At 72.6% G+C, this 16,393-nt stretch carries 15 protein-coding genes; 5 read left to right on the forward strand and 10 right to left on the reverse strand.

Annotated features, from left to right (window positions below; genetic code table 11):
• Nucleotides 1–6 precede the first annotated feature (6 nt).
• Nucleotides 7–789 (reverse strand): lysophospholipid acyltransferase family protein, encoded by a 783-nt coding sequence (locus ACF1A1_RS02030; RefSeq protein WP_391644438.1) that lies wholly within the window; start codon nt 787–789, stop codon nt 7–9.
• Nucleotides 790–949: 160 nt separating this feature from the next.
• On the opposite strand from ACF1A1_RS02030, the gene ACF1A1_RS02035 reads away from it, so the two are divergent.
• Complete coding sequence (locus ACF1A1_RS02035) at nt 950–1,729, forward strand: alpha/beta hydrolase (protein ID WP_391644440.1); 780 nt, start codon at nt 950–952, stop codon at nt 1,727–1,729.
• Nucleotides 1,722–2,465 (forward strand): hypothetical protein, encoded by a 744-nt coding sequence (locus tag ACF1A1_RS02040; RefSeq protein WP_391644442.1) that lies wholly within the window; start codon nt 1,722–1,724, stop codon nt 2,463–2,465. The genes ACF1A1_RS02035 and ACF1A1_RS02040 overlap by 8 nt, the downstream gene beginning before the upstream one ends.
• On the opposite strand, the gene ACF1A1_RS02045 is transcribed toward ACF1A1_RS02040, so the two are convergent.
• The 6 genes from ACF1A1_RS02045 to ACF1A1_RS02070 all read right to left on the reverse strand — a co-directional run bounded on the left by ACF1A1_RS02045 (nt 2,462) and on the right by ACF1A1_RS02070 (nt 7,694).
• On the reverse strand, nt 2,462–3,256 hold the full coding sequence (locus ACF1A1_RS02045) for an endonuclease/exonuclease/phosphatase family protein (RefSeq protein WP_391644444.1): 795 nt from the start codon (nt 3,254–3,256) through the stop codon (nt 2,462–2,464). The two genes, ACF1A1_RS02040 and ACF1A1_RS02045, sit on opposite strands and share 4 nt — an antisense overlap.
• 131 nt (nt 3,257–3,387) lie before the next feature.
• Complete coding sequence (locus ACF1A1_RS02050) at nt 3,388–4,341, reverse strand: ROK family glucokinase (protein WP_391644446.1); 954 nt, start codon at nt 4,339–4,341, stop codon at nt 3,388–3,390.
• Between the two features lie 139 nt (nt 4,342–4,480).
• On the reverse strand, nt 4,481–4,972 hold the full coding sequence (locus ACF1A1_RS02055; protein ID WP_391644448.1) for a DUF5304 domain-containing protein: 492 nt from the start codon (nt 4,970–4,972) through the stop codon (nt 4,481–4,483).
• A 57-nt stretch (nt 4,973–5,029) separates the two neighbouring features.
• Nucleotides 5,030–6,193 (reverse strand): ArsA family ATPase, encoded by a 1,164-nt coding sequence (locus ACF1A1_RS02060; protein WP_391644450.1) that lies wholly within the window; start codon nt 6,191–6,193, stop codon nt 5,030–5,032.
• A 175-nt stretch (nt 6,194–6,368) separates the two neighbouring features.
• Nucleotides 6,369–6,809 (reverse strand): SRPBCC family protein, encoded by a 441-nt coding sequence (locus ACF1A1_RS02065; protein WP_391644452.1) that lies wholly within the window; start codon nt 6,807–6,809, stop codon nt 6,369–6,371.
• A gap of 129 nt (nt 6,810–6,938) precedes the next feature.
• On the reverse strand, nt 6,939–7,694 hold the full coding sequence (locus ACF1A1_RS02070) for a metallophosphoesterase (RefSeq protein ID WP_391645306.1): 756 nt from the start codon (nt 7,692–7,694) through the stop codon (nt 6,939–6,941).
• A gap of 354 nt (nt 7,695–8,048) precedes the next feature.
• Here ACF1A1_RS02070 and ACF1A1_RS02075 point away from each other — a divergent pair, with 354 nt between their 5' ends.
• Nucleotides 8,049–9,845 carry an AMP-dependent synthetase/ligase gene (locus ACF1A1_RS02075; RefSeq protein ID WP_391644454.1) on the forward strand — a complete coding sequence of 599 codons (1,797 nt, stop codon included), beginning with the start codon at nt 8,049–8,051 and terminating at the stop codon, nt 9,843–9,845.
• A 28-nt stretch (nt 9,846–9,873) separates the two neighbouring features.
• On the opposite strand, the gene ACF1A1_RS02080 is transcribed toward ACF1A1_RS02075, so the two are convergent.
• On the reverse strand, nt 9,874–11,460 hold the full coding sequence (locus ACF1A1_RS02080; protein WP_391644456.1) for a GMC oxidoreductase: 1,587 nt from the start codon (nt 11,458–11,460) through the stop codon (nt 9,874–9,876).
• A 235-nt stretch (nt 11,461–11,695) separates the two neighbouring features.
• The gene (locus ACF1A1_RS02085) at nt 11,696–12,838 is read right to left on the reverse strand and encodes a glycosyltransferase family 4 protein (RefSeq protein WP_391644458.1); all 1,143 of its coding nucleotides are present in this window, start codon (nt 12,836–12,838) and stop codon (nt 11,696–11,698) included.
• Between the two features lie 131 nt (nt 12,839–12,969).
• Between ACF1A1_RS02085 and ACF1A1_RS02090 the strand changes: the two genes are divergently transcribed.
• Nucleotides 12,970–14,235, forward strand: coding sequence for a glycosyltransferase 87 family protein (locus ACF1A1_RS02090; RefSeq protein ID WP_391644460.1), 1,266 nt, complete (start codon nt 12,970–12,972; stop codon nt 14,233–14,235).
• 36 nt (nt 14,236–14,271) lie between these two features.
• Here the strand turns inward: ACF1A1_RS02090 and ACF1A1_RS02095 are convergent, their stop codons facing one another.
• Nucleotides 14,272–15,585, reverse strand: a complete 1,314-nt coding sequence (locus ACF1A1_RS02095; protein WP_391644462.1) for an MATE family efflux transporter — start codon at nt 15,583–15,585, stop codon at nt 14,272–14,274.
• Between the two features lie 140 nt (nt 15,586–15,725).
• Between ACF1A1_RS02095 and ACF1A1_RS02100 the strand changes: the two genes are divergently transcribed.
• Nucleotides 15,726–16,256, forward strand: coding sequence for a PadR family transcriptional regulator (locus tag ACF1A1_RS02100; protein WP_391644464.1), 531 nt, complete (start codon nt 15,726–15,728; stop codon nt 16,254–16,256).
• Nucleotides 16,257–16,393: the final 137 nt, after the last annotated feature.

The following is a 16,393-nucleotide window of genomic DNA, read 5'->3' on the forward strand; positions in this document are numbered from 1 at the left end:
GACAGCCTAGGACTCGGACTGCTCCTTCTTCGCCTGGTCCCTCTCGGCCTGCGCGAGCGCCGCCTGCGCGGCCTTCTCCGCTTCCCTGGCGGCCTTTCCGGCCTCCTTCTCGGCCTTCGCCGCCTCCGCGATCTGCCGCTTGGCGGCGGTCGCGTACATGTCGACGTACTCCTGGCCGGAGAGCTTCATGATCTCGTACATGACCTCGTCGGTCACCGCGCGGAGCACGAAGCGGTCGTGGTCCATGCCGTGGTAGCGGCTGAAGTCCAGCGGCTTGCCGATGCGGATGCCGGGGCGCATCACCTTGGGCATCACCTTGCCGGGCGGCTGGATCTTCTCGGTGTCGATCATGGCGACGGGGATCACCGGCGCGCCGGTGGCGAGCGCCACGCGCGCGAGACCGCCGGGCTTGCCGCGGTAGAGGCGGCCGTCGGGCGAGCGGGTGCCCTCCGGGTAGATGCCGAACAGCTCACCGCGCTCCAGCACCTCTATCCCGCTCCTGATCGCGGCCTCGCCCGCGCCGCGCGCGCCGGAACGGTCCACCGGGAGCTGGCCGACGCCCTTGAAGAATGCCGCCGTCAGCCGGCCCTTCACGCCGGGCGTGGTGAAGTACTCGGCCTTCGCGATGAAGGTGACCTTGCGGTCGAGGACCGCGGGCAGGAAGAACGAGTCCGAGAAGGACAGGTGGTTGCTCGCCAGGATCGCGGGGCCCTCGGCGGGAACGTTCTCGAGGCCTTCCACCCAGGGCCTGAAGATCATCTTCAGTGGCCCCCCGACGGAAACCTTCATCGCGCCGTACAACAACCGAGTGCCTCCTGTTATCTGTCGATCAGACCTTAACCCGGCGCGGCGCCAAAGGCTCCGACGACCCTGGTCGGTGTCAGTGCGGTCGCGTACGGTGAACCACACGTCCCTCCCACGAAGACCAGACGAAGACAGGAGACCGAAGGTGCCGGTCCTTCCTGGAGCCGAGCCGTACCGCCACGAGGGCGGTGAGGTCGGGGTCCTCCTCTGTCACGGCTTCACCGGCTCCCCGCAGTCACTGCGCCCCTGGGCCCGGTATCTGGCCGGGCACGGTCTGACCGTCGCCCTGCCGCTGCTGCCGGGGCACGGCACGCGCTGGGAGGACATGGCGCTCACCGGCTGGCCCGACTGGTACGCGCAGGTCGACCGCGAGCTGCGCATCCTGCGCGAGCGCTGCGCGCGGATCTTCGTGGCCGGTCTGTCGATGGGCGGCGCCCTGGCACTGCGGCTCGCCGCGAAGCACGGCGAGGGGGTCGAGGGCGTCATGGTCGTCAACCCGGCGAACAAGGTGCACGGCCTGTCCGCGTACGCCCTGCCCACGGCCCGCCATCTCGTGCGGACGACGAAGGGGATCAGGAGCGACATCGCCAAGGAGGGCGTCCTGGAGAGCGGGTACGACCGGGTGCCGCTGCACGCGGCGCACTCCCTGCGGACCTGCCTGCGGCTGGTCGACGGCGATCTGCCGCAGGTCACCCAGCCGCTGCTGCTCCTGCGCAGTGTGCGCGACCATGTCGTGCCGGCCGCCGACTCGGCCCGGATCCTGAGCCGGGTGTCGTCGACGGACGTGACCGAGATTCTGCTGGAACAGAGTTACCACGTGGCGACGTTGGACCACGACGCGGACCGGATCTTCGAAGAGAGTCTCGCGTTCATCGGCCGGCTCGCACCCAGTGTCGGCAAGGAAGGGACGACGGCAGGTGGCTGAGCACGACTCCGACCGCGAGGACCGCGAGGACCGCGAAGGCCGGGAGGATCGCGAGGGCCTTGAGGACCGCGATCACCGCGACGACCGCGAGCACCGCGAAGGCGGCATCGAGGGCGGTCGCGACCCGGAGCCGGAGGGGCAGAGCGTGCCCTTCGACGAGGAGGCCGCGTGGGCGGCGATCGTCGCGGGGTACGGCGAGGAGCCGGCCGATCCGCCGGGCGCCAAGCCGTTCAAGTCGGTCGAGGACCTCGCGCTGCTCGAGGCGGAGCCGAACGAGGACGGGTCCGGGACCGGACCCGGCGCTGTCCCGGGCGCGGGCCCCGGAGCCGGATCCGGCTCCGGCTCTGGCTCCGGCTCCGGTGAGGAGCCCGGCGACGACAGGAAGCCGGCCAAACCGCTGGGCAGCTCCGTCTCCTTCGCGCCCGGTGTCGGCCCGCGCGACCACACGCCTCCCGAGCCGTCCGAGGCGGACTTCGACGAGGACGACGAGGGCCACTTCGTACCGCCCGAGCCGCCGCCCCTGCCGGCCGCCGACACGACGGCCAAGTTCGCCTGGCTCGGGGTGATCGGCGGCCCTCTCCTGCTCCTGCTGTCGGTCCTGCTCGGCTGGGACATGACGTGGTGGCTGGCGACGGCCGGCATCGGCGGCTTCCTCGGCGGCTTCGCCACGCTGGTGATGCGGATGCGGCCGGACGACGAGGACGACCCGGATCCGGGGCGGGGAGCGGTCGTCTAGGCCACGGCCCGGGAAGACCGGATTCTGAGGGCGGCGAGGACCGGGAGATGGTCGGTGGCCGCCCTCAGGTCTGCCCGGGAGATTCCGGGGAGCCCACGGGGGTCCCCCGGTTCGAGCGGAGCCGGGAGTGGCGGAGGCACCCCGCAGCCGAGCACCTCGACGCCCTTGGTCGCGAAGATCGCGTCGATACGGCGGTCGGGGTCGGCGGCCGGGAAGGTGTATTCGGTGCCCCAGGGCGCGACCGCGTGGCAGTCCTGGAGATCGTCGGCGAGACGGGTGAAGGCGGGTCCGGCGGGCCCCTCGTTGATGTCGCCGCCCGCCACGGCGTGCTCCACCCCCATCCCGGCCAGCCGGTCGAGGAGCATGCCGCCCTGCTCGTACCGCTCGTCCCCGGTCAGGCCGAGATGGCAGCTGAGGACACCGAGGCGGGTGTCGGCGAAGCGGACGACCGCTGTCGCGAAGCCGCGGCGGTGCTGCCCCGGGGTGAGGGGGAGCAGGACGTCCTCGGTGCGCTCGACGGTCGCCCTGAGGGAGCAGAGCAGCGCCGGGCCCGCCGCGGTGCCGCCGCCGGAGAGGACGACCAGGTCGGCGGCCCGGGCGAGGCGGGCGAGTTTCTTGCGCCAGCGGAAGAAACGGGGAGCTTCCTGGACGAGCACCAGGTCGGGGGCGCAGGACCTGATGACGCGGGCGAGGGCGGACGTGTCGTCGCGCAGTGAGCGGATGTTGTAGCTCAGGACCCTGATGACCGCGGAACCGTCCGGTTCGGTACGGGAGTTGGGGAGCAGCGCCATGTGGATCAATGTACGCCCAAGAGCCCGGGGTATTTGTCCGTTTGCGCCCGCGGGTTCACGGTGGCTGCCCGCGCCGGTTGCCCGCGCCCCTTCCGGGGCACGGGCAACCGGCGCACTTCGAACAGCGAGCCCTACATGATCGGGTCGGGCTCCCGGGCCAGGTCCGCCGCGCCGACCAGACCCGCCTTGTTGCCGAGCTGGGCGGCGATCACGTCGGCGACCGGGCGCCAGTTGCCGCCGACCAGCCAGCGCTTGTAGGACTTGCGGATCGGGTCGAGGACCAGGTCGCCCTCGTCGGAGAGGCCGCCGCCGACGATGAAGGCGGAGGGGTCGAAGAGGGAGGCGAGGTCGGCGAGACCGGCGCCGGCCCAGCGGGCGAGCTCGCGGTAGGAGTCGACCGCGACCGGGTCGCCCTGGCGGGCGGCCATGGAGATGTGCTTGCCCTCGATGCCGTCGGGGGTGCCGTCACCGAGCGACAGCAGCAGCTCGGCGCGCTCGGGGGTGGCGTTGGCGCGCTGCCTGGCGTACCGGACGAGGGCGCGGCCGGAGGCGTACTGCTCCCAGCAGCCCTGCGAGCCGCAGCCGCACAGCAGGCCGTCCGGGACCATGCGGATGTGGCCGAACTCGGCGGCCACGCCGAAGTGGCCGCGGCGCAGCTTGTTGCCGATGATGATGCCGCCGCCGAGGCCGGTGCCGAGCGTGATGCAGATGACGTTGCGGTGGCCCTTGCCGGCACCGAACTTGTACTCGCCCCAGGCCGCGGCGTTGGCGTCGTTCTCCACGACGACCGGGAGGCCCACGCGGCCCTCGACCTTCTCCTTCAGCGGCTCGTTGCGCCAGTCGATGTTGGGCGCGAAGTAGACCGTCGAGCGCTGACGGTTGACGTAGCCGGCGGCGCCGATGCCCACACCCACGATGTCGTGCCCGGCACGCGCGCCCTCCACCGCCGAGGCGATGGCGTCCACGATGGCCTCGGGCGTGGTGGGGGTCGGCACCTTGAAGGTCGAGAGGATGTTGCCTTCCTCGTCGACCACGCCGGCCGCGATCTTCGTGCCGCCGATGTCGACGCCGATGGTGAGTCCCATGAATCCCTCAGTTTCGGTCGAGCCCCGCTACGGCCAACCGTACCCGAGGCCCTGCCGTCAGAGGCCCGTCGTCCGCCCGGTGGGCAGGCGGGCCCGACGGAGGCCGGCGGCCCCGCGCGGCCGAGGGTGAGGGAGTCCGTCAGTCCAGGTCGATGCGTTGGCCGGGGCCGGTGCCCTCGTCGCCCTCGTCCGGGTCCTCGCGCAGGTCGGTGGTGCGGGCCGTCCAGCGCCGCTCCTGCTGCTGGACGGCGGAGCGGTACGCGGCGAGCAGTTCGTTGCCGGCCGCGGCCAGGTGGTCGAAGACGTCCGGGTTGCGTTCGATGACGGGTTCGACGGCGGCCTTGGCCTGCTCGACGACCTGGCGCACCACCTGCTGGGCGGCGGGCCCGGCGACCGCCCCGAGCAGCGGGGACTGCAGGCCGGAGAGTTTGTCGGCGACGCTGTCGACGAGCTTGCGCAGCTCCTCGGCGGCGGAGCCCGGCGGCGGGCCGTGCCGGTCGCGTCGGCGGGCCTTCTCGGCCTCCAGGTCCTCGGCGCAGGCGGTGGCCCAGGCGTCGGCGTCGCTGGCGCGCGGCTCCTCGACGACAGCCTCGTGCTCACCGGCGTCGGACGGGGGGAGCTCTTCGCTCATGACGGACTCCTGACTACGGTTCGTCTCTACGACGTTACCCGAACGGGGGTACGTCGTTCATCGTGTCCGCGGCCACAGCGCGGGATCCGGGGCGAACCGGACGCGCAGCTCGCCGTCGCGCAGGGCGGCGCCGTCCACGGTGCAGCGGCGCAGGGCGGAGGGCAGCGGGACGATCCGGCGGAACGGTCCGGCGGTGACGACGAGTTCGTCGCCGCGCCGGATCAGGTCGAGGTCGTCGCGTATGGCGCCGGGCAGGGGGAGGTGCCAGACGAGCACGCCGTCGTCGGCCAGCCGGTCGGCCACGGGCCACTCGATGGGGGAGGCCGCCGGGTTGACGCCGGGGACGGCGAGCGCGGCGAGGTCGTCGTCGCCACGGGGGTCGCGGCCGAGGTGGGCGACGGTGGGTACGTCGCCCCACTCCCCCAGGAACTTCCGCTGCTGGGCCACGAGCCCGGAGAGCGGACCGCCGTCGGCGGCCTCCTCCGGCAGGACGCGGTTGGCGACCAGGGACTCGACGGGCAGGCGGCGCAGGGCGAGGCCGAGACGGGCGTCGCGTACGGCGTCGTCACCGGCCGGTCCCGGCTCGGCCACGAGGCGTACGGCGGTCTGCCGGTCGCCGAGGACGGCCTCCACGGCGGCCAGCTCCACGTCCCAGCGGGCGGTCGTCTCGTACAGCCACTCGGCGGGCATGGGGACGCCGGCGAGGCGTCCGAGGACGGGGCGCAGGGCGCGGGCGGCCTGCCGCTCCGGGGGGAGGAGACGGCGCAGGTAGCGGCGGAGTTCCTCCGGCAGGGCGAGGAGGGCGAGGGCCTGCGGGGTGGGCGGCAGGTCGACGACGAGGAGGTCGTGGGTCTCGGCGAGGGCGGCGTCCCGCAGCGCGCGCAGCAGGGTCAGTTCCTCCGCGCCGGGCAGCGGGGTGACCTCCTCCGGGTCCAGCCGGGAGGCGCCGAGCAGGTCGAGGACGGTGGAGGCGCGGTCCTGGAAGCCGGCGAGGTCGTCGCGGAAACCGGCGGTGGCGTCGGGGCGCCAGGCCGTGAGGTGCGGGGTGACCCGGGTCGGGGCGGCGCCGGTCCGCACACCCAGCGCGGCCCCCAGGGTGTCGGCGCGGTCGGCGCTGAGCACGAGGGTCTCGACGCCGGCGCCGGCTGCCCCGAGGGCGGTGGCCGCGGCGATGGTCGTACGGCCGCTGCCGCCGGGGCCGGTGATCAGGAGGGTGCGCATGAGGGTGAACGGTAACGGAACTTCGGGTGACCGCCCTGTTCGCCGGTCCGGATCGCCGGCCCGTCCGGCGCTCGGGGCCGAAGCCCGTTCAAGGCCGAAGCGGGGTTCCGGGGGTGGCGCCCCCAGGCCCGCGCCGACTCCGGCTGCGGCGCCGACTCCGGCTCCGGGTGCCGGACTACTGTCCCGACTCCACCCGCTTCTTCAGCCCCGCCAGCGCCCGGTCGATGATGACCTTCTCGGCCTTGCGCTTGATCATGCCGAGCATCGGGATCTTGACGTCCACCGTCAGCTGGTAGGTGACCTCGGTGGCACCGGCGCCCGCCGGCTTCAGGAGGTAGGAGCCGTCCAGCGACCGCAGCATCTGGGACTTCACCAGCGTCCAGGACACCTCGTGCTCCCCGCTCCAGGTGTACGCCAGCGTCTGGTCGTCCTTGATGGCGCCCGCGTCCATGACGAGCCGTACCTGCTCGGCGCGGCCGGCCTGGTCGGTCTCGAGGACCTCCGCCTCCTTCACCTCGCCGGTCCAGTCCGGGTAGCGGGCGAAGTCGGCGATGACCGCCATCACGTCGGCCGGTGCCGCCTCGATCTTGATGCTCGAGCTGGTGTGTTCCGCCATCGCCGTGGCTCCTCCAGATGCGGGCCGGTAAAGAGAGGTCACCGTGCGCCAGCGTGTGCGCACGTGTGTGCAGCGTGAAGGCTACCGCGCGCCCGACCAGCCGACTTCACCCGTGTCGGCCGCCGGCCCTCACCACTCCAGCGCCCACGGCCGCCCCGTGCCCGCGAAGTGCCCCACGTTCACGCACTCGGTCGCCCCGATCCGCATCCGCCGCGCCAGCGGCTGGTGGACGTGGCCGAAGAGCGAGTAGCGGGGCCGGGTGCGGCGAATCGCGTCCAGCAGCGCCCGGCTGCCCCGCTCGAAGCGGCGCGCGACGGTGTCGTAGACGAGCTCCGGCACCTCGGGCGGGATGTGCGTGCACAGCACGTCCACCTCGCCCACGGCCTCGATCTTCGCCGCGTACTCCTCGTCGCTGATCTCGTACGGCGTGCGCATCGGGGTGCGCAGGCCCCCGCCCACGAAGCCGAAGACCCGTCCGCCGATCTCCACCCGCTCCCCGTCCAGCACGGTGGTGCCGGGGCCGGCGAACTCCGGCCACAGTGGCGGCATGTCGACATTGCCGTAGGTCGCGTACGTCGGCGTCGGGAACGCCGCGAACATCTCGGCGTACTGCTTGCGCACCGCCTGCTCGATCACCGTCGCCCGTTCGTCGCCGATCCCCGCCCACAGCCGCGCGCCGAGTTCCCGGGCCTCCTCGAAGCGGCGGGCGGTGCGCAGTTCCACGATCCGGTCCGCGTTCTCCACACCGAAGAGGTCGGGGAAGATGCCGCGGGAGTGGTCGGCGTAGTCGAGGAAGAGGACGAGGTCCCCCAGGCAGATCAGGGCGTCCGCGCCCTCGCCGGCCCGGGCCAGGTCGCGCGCGTTGCCGTGCACGTCGCTGACCACGTGAATACGTGTCCTGTGGTTACCGGACGGTGTGGATGCCATGGCGATCAAGGGTAAGCCTGTGCCGCATACGTGAACAGTGCCGGCCGGGCCTGCGGTTACTGGCCAGTCAACAAGCCGATGAACTACTGTGCGTCAGGAAAAGCAATCTGTGTGACGCAGCGAACATCTCGCCGGGACCCCCTGTCGAAGAAGCCATACCGGCGGGTAACGTCCGGGCAGTCCAGACGTGCTCAGGTTTTCAACCAGCGGGGCCGCAACCCGTCGGTGAACCCGAGCACCCGCCCGAGCCGTGGACCGCACCGTCGCATCACACAACGTCGTGGCGCCGGCGCCCTATGAGGAGCAGCAGTCTTGCGCGAGTTCAGCCTTCCGGCTTTGTACGAGGTCCCCGCGGACGGCAATCTGACCGACATCGTCCGCAGAAACGCCGCGCAGCACCCGGACGTCGCCGTCATCGCCCGCAAGGTGGCGGGCGCCTGGCAGGACGTGACCGCCACGGCCTTCCTGGCCGAGGTGCACGCCGCCGCCAAGGGCCTCATCGCCTCCGGTGTCCAGCCGGGCGACCGCGTCGGCCTGATGTCGCGCACCCGCTACGAGTGGACGCTGCTCGACTTCGCGATCTGGTGCGCGGGCGCCGTCACCGTGCCGGTGTACGAGACCAGCTCGCCGGAGCAGGTGCAGTGGATCCTCTCCGACTCGGGCGCGACCGCCTGCGTCGTCGAGCTGGACACCCACGCCGCCGCCGTCGAGTCGGTGCGCGACACCCTGCCCGCCCTGAAACACGTCTGGCAGATCGAGGCCGGCGGCGTCGAGGAGCTCGGGCGGCTCGGCCAGGACGTCTCGGACCAGACCGTCGAGGAGCGCAGCTCGCAGGCGAAGGCCGACGACCCGGCGACCATCGTCTACACCTCCGGTACGACCGGCCGGCCCAAGGGCTGTGTCCTGACCCACCGCAGCTTCTTCGCCGAGTGCGGGAACGTGGTGGAGCGCCTGCGGCCCCTCTTCCGCACCGGCGAGTGCAGCGTCCTGCTCTTCCTGCCCCTCGCGCACGTCTTCGGCCGCATGGTGCAGATCGCCCCGATGGTGGCGCCGATCAAGCTGGGCACGGTCGCGGACATCAAGAACCTCACCGACGAGCTGGCCTCCTTCCGGCCGACGCTGATCCTGGGCGTGCCGCGCGTCTTCGAGAAGGTCTACAACTCGGCGCGCGCCAAGGCGCAGGCGGACGGCAAGGGCGCGATCTTCGACAAGGCGGCGGACACCGCGATCGCGTACAGCAAGGCGCTGGACACCCCGTCGGGCCCGTCGATCGGGCTGCGGATCAAGCACAAGGTCTTCGACAGGCTGGTCTACAGCAAGCTGCGCGCGGTGCTGGGCGGCCGTGGCGAGTACGCGATCTCCGGCGGCGCCCCGCTGGGCGAGCGCCTGGGCCACTTCTTCCGCGGCATCGGCTTCACCGTCCTGGAGGGCTACGGCCTGACGGAGTCCTGCGCGGCGACCGCCTTCAACCCCTGGGACCGGCAGAAGATCGGCACGGTCGGTCAGCCGCTGCCGGGCTCGGTGGTCCGGATCGCGGACGACGGGGAGGTGCTGCTGCACGGCGAGCACCTGTTCAAGGAGTACTGGAACAACCCCGGCGCGACCGCCGAGGCGCTGGCCGACGGCTGGTTCCACACCGGTGACATCGGCACCCTCGACGAGGACGGCTACCTGAGGATCACCGGCCGCAAGAAGGAGATCATCGTCACCGCGGGCGGCAAGAACGTCGCCCCGGCCGTGATCGAGGACCGCATCCGCGCGCACGCCCTGGTCGCGGAGTGCATGGTGGTGGGCGACGGGCGGCCGTTCGTGGGCGCGCTGGTCACCATCGACGAGGACTTCCTGGGCCGTTGGGCGGCCGATCACGGCAAGCCGGCCGGCTCCACCGCGGCGTCGCTGTGCGAGGACCCGGATCTGCTGGCGGCGATCCAGGCGGCGATCGACGACGGCAACGCCGCGGTGTCGAAGGCGGAATCGGTGCGGAAGTTCCGCATTCTCTCCTCCCAGTTCACGGAGGACTCGGGCCATCTCACCCCGTCGCTGAAGCTCAAGCGCAACGTCGTGGCGAGGGACTACGCGGCCGAGATCGAGGCGATCTACGCGAAGTAGCGGACGGTTCGGGCCTCCTGACGGGGTCTCATGGCGCGGTGTCCTCGGCGATGACCCGCGCCATCGTGCGTTCGGCGAGCGCGGTGATGGTGACGAACGGGTTCACCCCGATCGACCCGGGCACGAGGGAGCCGTCGGTGACGTACAGCCTCGGATACCCCTTCACCCGGCCGTAGTCGTCCGTCGCCTTCCCCAGTACGCAGCCGCCGAGCGGGTGGTACGTGAAGTCGTCGGCGAAGACCTTGTTGGAGGAGCCGAACAGGTCGTACCGGTAGATCGTCGCGTTCGCCGAGTTGATCCGGTCGAACAGCTTCTTGGCCATGGCGACGGAGACGGCGCTGTGCGCGGCCGTCCAGCCGAGCTTCACCCCGCCCGTGGCGCTGTCGTACGTGAACGACGCCCGCTGCGGGTTCTTGGTGATCGCCAGATAGAGGCTGACCCAGTGCTCCAGTCCCGTGGGCAGCGGGGCGATCTCCGCGAAGACGGGGTTGGCGGTGTTGGCCCAGTCGTCGATGCCCATGACCGGCATGGTCGACTGGTTGGCGCCGACGGTGTCCCACAGGTGGTTGGCCCGCCCGAGCATCACGTTGCCGTTGGTCCCCCAGCCGGCCCCGACGCTCGCGTCCAGCGCGGGCAGGGTGCCCGTCTCCCGGGCGCGGACGAGGAGTTCGCTGGTGCCGACGCTGCCGCCGCCGAGGAAGAGGTAGGTGCAGCCGTACTGCTTGGTCTCGACGACCTTCCCGGTGACGTCGATGCGGTCGGCGGTCAGGACGTACGTGCCGTCGGCGGCCCGGGCGATCGCGCGCACCTTCTCCAGGGTGTGGACGGTGACGTTGCCCGTGCCGAGCGCGGAGGCGAGGTACGTCTTGTCGAGCGTGCGCTTGCCGTGGTTGTTGCCGTAGATGACCTCGCCGGCGAGCGCCGACCTCGTCGCCGTGCCGGCCGCCTCGCGCTGCATGTGGCCGAAGTCGTAGACGTTGGGGACGAAGGTGGTCTTCAGGCCGGCGTTGTGCGCGTGGGCGCGGGAGACCCGCGAGAAGCGGTACCACTCCGTCGACTCGAACCAGGCGGGGTCGACGGTGTTGACGCCGAGCATCGAGCGGGCGCGCGGGAAGTACGTGGCGTACATCTCGGTGACGTCGACGGTCGGGAACTGCTCGGCGAAGTAGGACGGGAGCGGGGTGACCGCCATCCCGCCGTTGACGAGGGAGCCGCCGCCCACCCCGCGCCCGACGTACACGGACATGTCCGCGAAGTGCACGCGGTCCAGGACGCCGGGGTAGGGGCTGATGTCCTTGTTGACGACGTCCAGCCACAGGAAGGTGGCCAGCGGCGCCTCGGTGCGGGTGCGGAACCACATGGAGCGCCGGTCGGGGGTCCTGGTGGAGCAGAAGACCTTGCCGTCGGAGCCGGCCGTGTTCCACAGCCGGCCCATCTCCAGGACGAGGGTGCGGATGCCGGCCTGGCCGAGGCGCAGGGCGGCGACGGCACCGCCGTAGCCGGAACCGACGACGATGGCGGGGGCGGAGTCGACCGCGTCGGGCTCGGCGGCGTGGGCGGAGGTGAGTCCGACGCGGGTGAAGCCGAGGGTGGCCGCCGTCTGGAGGGCGGCCATACCGAGTATTTGACGTCTCGTCAGCTGATGCTGCATCAGTTTTGGTGTCATGTGCCGCAGCATGGGCGGATTTTCCGGTTCCGCCAAGGGCTACGCCGAACCGGGGCGCCGTCCGGCGTGCCGGGTGGTCGTCCCGCGCTGGTCGTCCCGCGCGGCTGCGGGTCGCCGGTGGCTTGTGGCGCGGTTCCCCGCGCCCCATCGGCACCGCCCCGCAGGGCGCCACCGCGGCAGGCGCCTACAGCAGCTCCTTCAAGCGCTCCGCCAGCAGGTCCCAGCGCCACTTCTCCTCCACCCACTGCCGTCCCCGCTCCCCCATCCGGTGGCGCAGCTCGGCGTCGCCGAGGAGGGCGACGATCCGCTCGGCGGCCTCCTGCGGGGAACCGCCCCGCACGACCCAGCCGGTCTCGCCGTCGAGCACGGCGTCGGGGGCACCGCCGGAGTCGCCGGCGACGACGGGCAGCCCGGTCGCGGAGGCCTCCAGGTAGACGATCCCGAGCCCCTCGACGTCGAGTCCGCCCCGGCGGGTGCGGCACGGCATCGCGAAGACGTCCCCGGCGCCGTAGTGGGCGGGCAGCTCCGACCAGGGCACCGACCCGGTGAAACGCACGGAGCCCGCGACCCCCGTCTCCCCCGCCAGCCGCCGCAGGTCCCGCTCGTACGGCCCGCCGCCCACGATCAGCAGCACGGCGTCCGGCTCGGCGGCCAGGATGCGGGGCATGGCCCGGATCAGCGTGTCCTGCCCCTTGCGCGGCACGAGCCGCGAGACGCACACCACCACCGGCCGGTCGGTGAGCCCGAGCCGCGCCCGCACCTCGTCACCGCCGGAGCCCGGATGGAAGGTCTTCTCGTCGACACCCGGCGGCAACTGCGCCATCCGCCCGGCCGCCCCGGCACTCAGCGCGGTCGCGATCCGCGAGCGCGTGTACTCCCCGAGGTAGGTGATCGTGTCCGTGGACTCCCCGATCCGCCCCAGCAACTGCCGGGCGGCGGGCAGCTGCGCCCATCCCGCCTCGTGCCCGTGTGTGGTGGCCACCAGCCGCCGGGCGCCGGCCTTCCTCAGCGCGGGCGCCATCAGCCCGAGCGGCGCGGCCGCCCCGAACCACACCGACGTGCACCCGTGCTCCCGCAGCAGCCCGACGGCCCGCCGGGTCGCCCCCGGCGTGGGCAGCAGCATCGTCGTCCGGTCGCGTACGACGGTGAAGGGCTGCTCGGCGTCGAAGGCGGCCGTCGCCTCGGCGCCCTCCCGGCCGCGCTTCCAGGTGGACGCGTAGACGACGATCCGCTCGGGGTCGAGCCGCAGCGCCATGTTGTGCAGGAACGCCTGGATGCCGCCGGGACGGGGCGGGAAGTCGTTCGTCACGATCAGGGTCTTGTGCATCGCCGCCGACCTTATCCAATCCCTGTTCACAGGCGTGCCCGGCCGTGTTCCGGCCCGCGCACGGCCGGACGGGAGATCATGTGACCCCCATACCCTGAAAAAGAGGATGAACAGGGGCATAAGTGGACTTGATGGACAGCAGGCCCTCCCCGACGAGCCCGACCGGGCTGCCGGCCACCTGGGGCGTGACCCGGCTCGTGCTGCTGCTCTGCGTCTTCCAGGTGATCGTCTTCCCGGGCCCGGACGTCACCACCGACGTGTCCGTCATCTACCAGGGCTGGTACGACGTCCTGCGCACCGGGACCTTCCCGCGGGGCGATGTCACCTGGCAGTACCCGCCCGCCGCCGCCCTCGCGATCCTCTCCCCCGCCCTGCTGCCCTTCCTCGACTACGCGTCCGCCTTCTTCGTCCTGGCCTTCCTCGCCGACCTGGCCGTCCTCCTCCTGCTGCTGAACGCCGGCCCGCGCCCCGGCAGGTCGTCGCGGGGCGCGTGGGTGTGGGTGGTGGGCGTCCCCCTGCTCGGCCCCACGGTCTACGCCCGCTACGACCTGATGGTGACCGCGGTCGCGGTGGCCGCGCTGCTCGCCGGGGCCCGGCACCCGAGGCTGATGGGAGCGCTGGCGGGCCTCGGCGCCCTGCTGAAGGTGTGGCCGGCGCTGCTGCTGGCCGGCGCGGTGGGACGGCGGGCCTGGGGCGCGGCGGCGGTGACCGTGGGCGCGCTGTCCGCTCTGTTCGCGCTGGCGATGCCCGGCGCCTTCGCCTTCCTCACCTTCCAGCGCGACCGGGGTACCGAGGTGGAGTCGCTGGGCGCCCTCGTCTTCCATGTGGCCCGGCACCTCGGCTGGCAGGGCGGGACGCTGCTCCACTACGGCTCGGTGGAGTTCCTCGGCCCAGGGGTGGACGTGGTGAGTGACGCGGCCCTCGGGCTCACCGCGGCCGCCTTCGGCTGGGTGCTGCTGTGGCGGCTGCGGGCGACGCGGTTCGCGCCGCACACGCTCGCGGACTGCGCCCTCACCGCCGTCCTGCTGTTCACCACCACCAGCCGGGTGATCAGCCCGCAGTACCTGGTGTGGCTGGTCGGCCTGGCGGCCGTCTGCCTGTGTTTCCGGGCCAGCCGGATGGGGCCGCCCGCCGCGCTGGTGCTGGCGGCGTCCCTGGTGACGGTGCTGGAGTTCCCGGTCTGGTTCCAGCACGTCGTCGTGAGCGACCCCCTCGGCGTCGCCCTCCTGTTCCTGCGCAACGGGCTGCTGGTGGCGGCCACGGTCACCGCGGCCGTACGGCTGTGGCGCTCGACGGTGCCCCGGCCCGGCTCCCCGGCTCCCCTCACCGGCCGGCGCACCCGGGCCACCCGGACCGCCCGGACCGCCCGGACCGAGGAGACCCCGGCGTCCCGCTGACCGTCAGGGAAGCCGACGGCCGACTCCCCTCCCCGGTCAGGCCGCGCGCGCCACCGGCACCCCGGCCTCCTCCCCTCCCCGCGCCCGCCGCAGCAGCACGCCCACCACCGCGCACTGCACCGCCATCGCCAGTGCCAGCGCCAGGCACACCCCGGGCAGCCCGAGCCCCGACAGGCCATAGGCGAGCGGCAGTTGGACGGCCGTGCCGAGGACGGTCACCCGCAGCAGCACCGGCGCTCCCCCGCTGCCCTCGAAGACCCCGCCGAGCGCGATGAACCCGGCCATCAGCAGCAGGTAGGGCCCGACGCAGCGCAGGAACAGCACGCCCTCGTGGGCGACGGCGGGCCCCGCCCCGAACGCGGCCATGATCCAGGGTGCCGTCACGGCGAGCAGCAGGGCCGCCACCAGCCCGGCCGTCCCGGACACGAGCAGCGCCTGCCGCCCGATCTCCCGCCGCTCGTCCCTCCCCGCTCCCCGGGTGTGCGCGGTGTGGATGGAGGCGGCCTGGCGCACCGCGTAGAAGGCCATCGTCGCGACGTACAGGACCTTGTACGCGATCGCGTACGCGGCCACGGCCGTCACCCCGAGCCGCGCCACGACGGCGACCAGCCCGAGCGCGCCGACCTGTCGCACGGTGAAGTCGAGGGACATCGGCAGGCCGGTTGTCAGCGTCCGCCGCGGTGAGGTCCCGGTGCGCGGGGCGCGGGCGGCCGAGCGCAGCAGGGCGTTGCGGCGCAGCGCGACCAGCCCCGCGCCGAGGGCCACGCTTCGGCACAGCACGGTGGCGGCGGCGGCGCCCGGGACGCCGTGGAGGTGGATGAAGAGCGGGTCGAGGGCGAGGATCAGACCGTTGGCGAGCAGGGCGAGCCGCATCGGGGTCCTCGTGTCACCGGCGCCCTTGAGGATGCCGTCGACGAGGTTCTGGGCGAAGAAGACGGCCATGCCGGGCATCGAGATCGCGAAGTAGGCGACGGCCAGGGACGGTGCGGGGCCGTCGTCACCGCCGAGCACCAGCCGGGCCAGCGGCTCGCGCAGCAGGAACCCGCCCACGGCGACCACGGGCGTCACCACCGCGCACAGCGCCCAGCCACCCCGTACGGCCGCGCGCACGGCCCCCGGATCCCGGGCGCCCCGGGCGTGGGCGACCAGCACGGTCGTCCCGGAGGCGAAGACCAGGGCGACGCCGAGCAGCACGTTCTCGGTGTTGGTGGCCACCGCGACGGCGGCGACCGCGGGACCGCCGAGCCGGGACACCCAGACGGTGTTGATGAGCCCGGCGGCGACGGAGGCGAGGAGGGAGAAGTAGACGGGGCGGGCGAGCGCTATGAGCTGCTCGCGGTCTCGGTTCACGGCGATGACTCCCCCCGGGCGGACTACCCCGATGGACCAGGTACGTCTGATGAGCTACCTCTTATCGAGTTACCTCTAATCGAGGTAGCTCGATAAGAGGTAACATGGGCGCACGGTGACCGCAAGGAGGAGCCCGCCCGATGCTCGAACTGTCGATCCTCGGTTTCCTCGCCGAACAACCCCTGCACGGCTACGAGCTGAAGGAGCGCATCAAGGCGCTGAGCGGGCACGTCCGCCCGGTGAGCGACGGCGCGCTCTACCCGGCGATCACCCGCCTGGTGGCGGCCGGCAAGCTCGACCAGCACACGGAGGAGGGCGCGAGCGCGGCCCCGCGCCGGGTGCTGTCGCTGACGGACGCCGGCCGCGCGGACCTGCTGGAGCGGCTGCGCCACCCGAAGCAGACCGAGATCACCGACCAGGTCCGCTTCAACACCCTCCTCGCCTTCCTGCGCCACCTCCCCGACCGGCACGAGCAGGCGGCGGTGCTGCGCCGCCGCCTGGACTTCCTCGAGGCCCCGTCGAGCTTCTTCTACCGGGAGGGCGAGCCCGTACGGGCGGAGGAGGCCGGGGACCTGTTCCGGCAGGGCATGCTGCGGGTGGCGCGGGCGACGGGCCAGGAGGAGCGGGCGTGGCTGCACGAGGCGATCACGCACCTGGAGGAATCCGGCTGACCGGCGCGGCCGGCTCACGGAGGCCGGCTGACCGGCGCGACTGACGGAGGCCGGCTCACGGAGGCCGGCTGACCGGCGCGACTGACGGAGGCCGGCTGACGAAGGCCGGCTGACCGGCGCAACGGGGAGGCCGGCGC

Source organism: Streptomyces sp. NPDC014995 (assembly GCF_043080745.1).
Lineage (GTDB): Bacteria > Actinomycetota > Actinomycetes > Streptomycetales > Streptomycetaceae > Streptomyces.

Bases quoted from the DNA above. Each gene is read 5' to 3' on its own strand.
- ACF1A1_RS02030 (WP_391644438.1), bottom strand. From the start codon at position 789: ATGAAGGTTTCCGTCGGGGGGCCACTGAAGATGATCTTCAGGCCCTGG.
- ACF1A1_RS02045 (WP_391644444.1), bottom strand. From the start codon at position 3,256: ATGGCGCTGCTCCCCAACTCCCGTACCGAACCGGACGGTTCCGCGGTC.
- ACF1A1_RS02050 (WP_391644446.1), bottom strand. From the start codon at position 4,341: ATGGGACTCACCATCGGCGTCGACATCGGCGGCACGAAGATCGCGGCC.
- ACF1A1_RS02055 (WP_391644448.1), bottom strand. From the start codon at position 4,972: ATGAGCGAAGAGCTCCCCCCGTCCGACGCCGGTGAGCACGAGGCTGTC.
- ACF1A1_RS02060 (WP_391644450.1), bottom strand. From the start codon at position 6,193: ATGCGCACCCTCCTGATCACCGGCCCCGGCGGCAGCGGCCGTACGACC.
- ACF1A1_RS02065 (WP_391644452.1), bottom strand. From the start codon at position 6,809: ATGGCGGAACACACCAGCTCGAGCATCAAGATCGAGGCGGCACCGGCC.
- ACF1A1_RS02080 (WP_391644456.1), bottom strand. From the start codon at position 11,460: ATGGCCGCCCTCCAGACGGCGGCCACCCTCGGCTTCACCCGCGTCGGA.
- ACF1A1_RS02085 (WP_391644458.1), bottom strand. From the start codon at position 12,838: ATGCACAAGACCCTGATCGTGACGAACGACTTCCCGCCCCGTCCCGGC.
- ACF1A1_RS02090 (WP_391644460.1), top strand. From the start codon at position 12,970: ATGGACAGCAGGCCCTCCCCGACGAGCCCGACCGGGCTGCCGGCCACC.
- ACF1A1_RS02100 (WP_391644464.1), top strand. From the start codon at position 15,726: ATGCTCGAACTGTCGATCCTCGGTTTCCTCGCCGAACAACCCCTGCAC.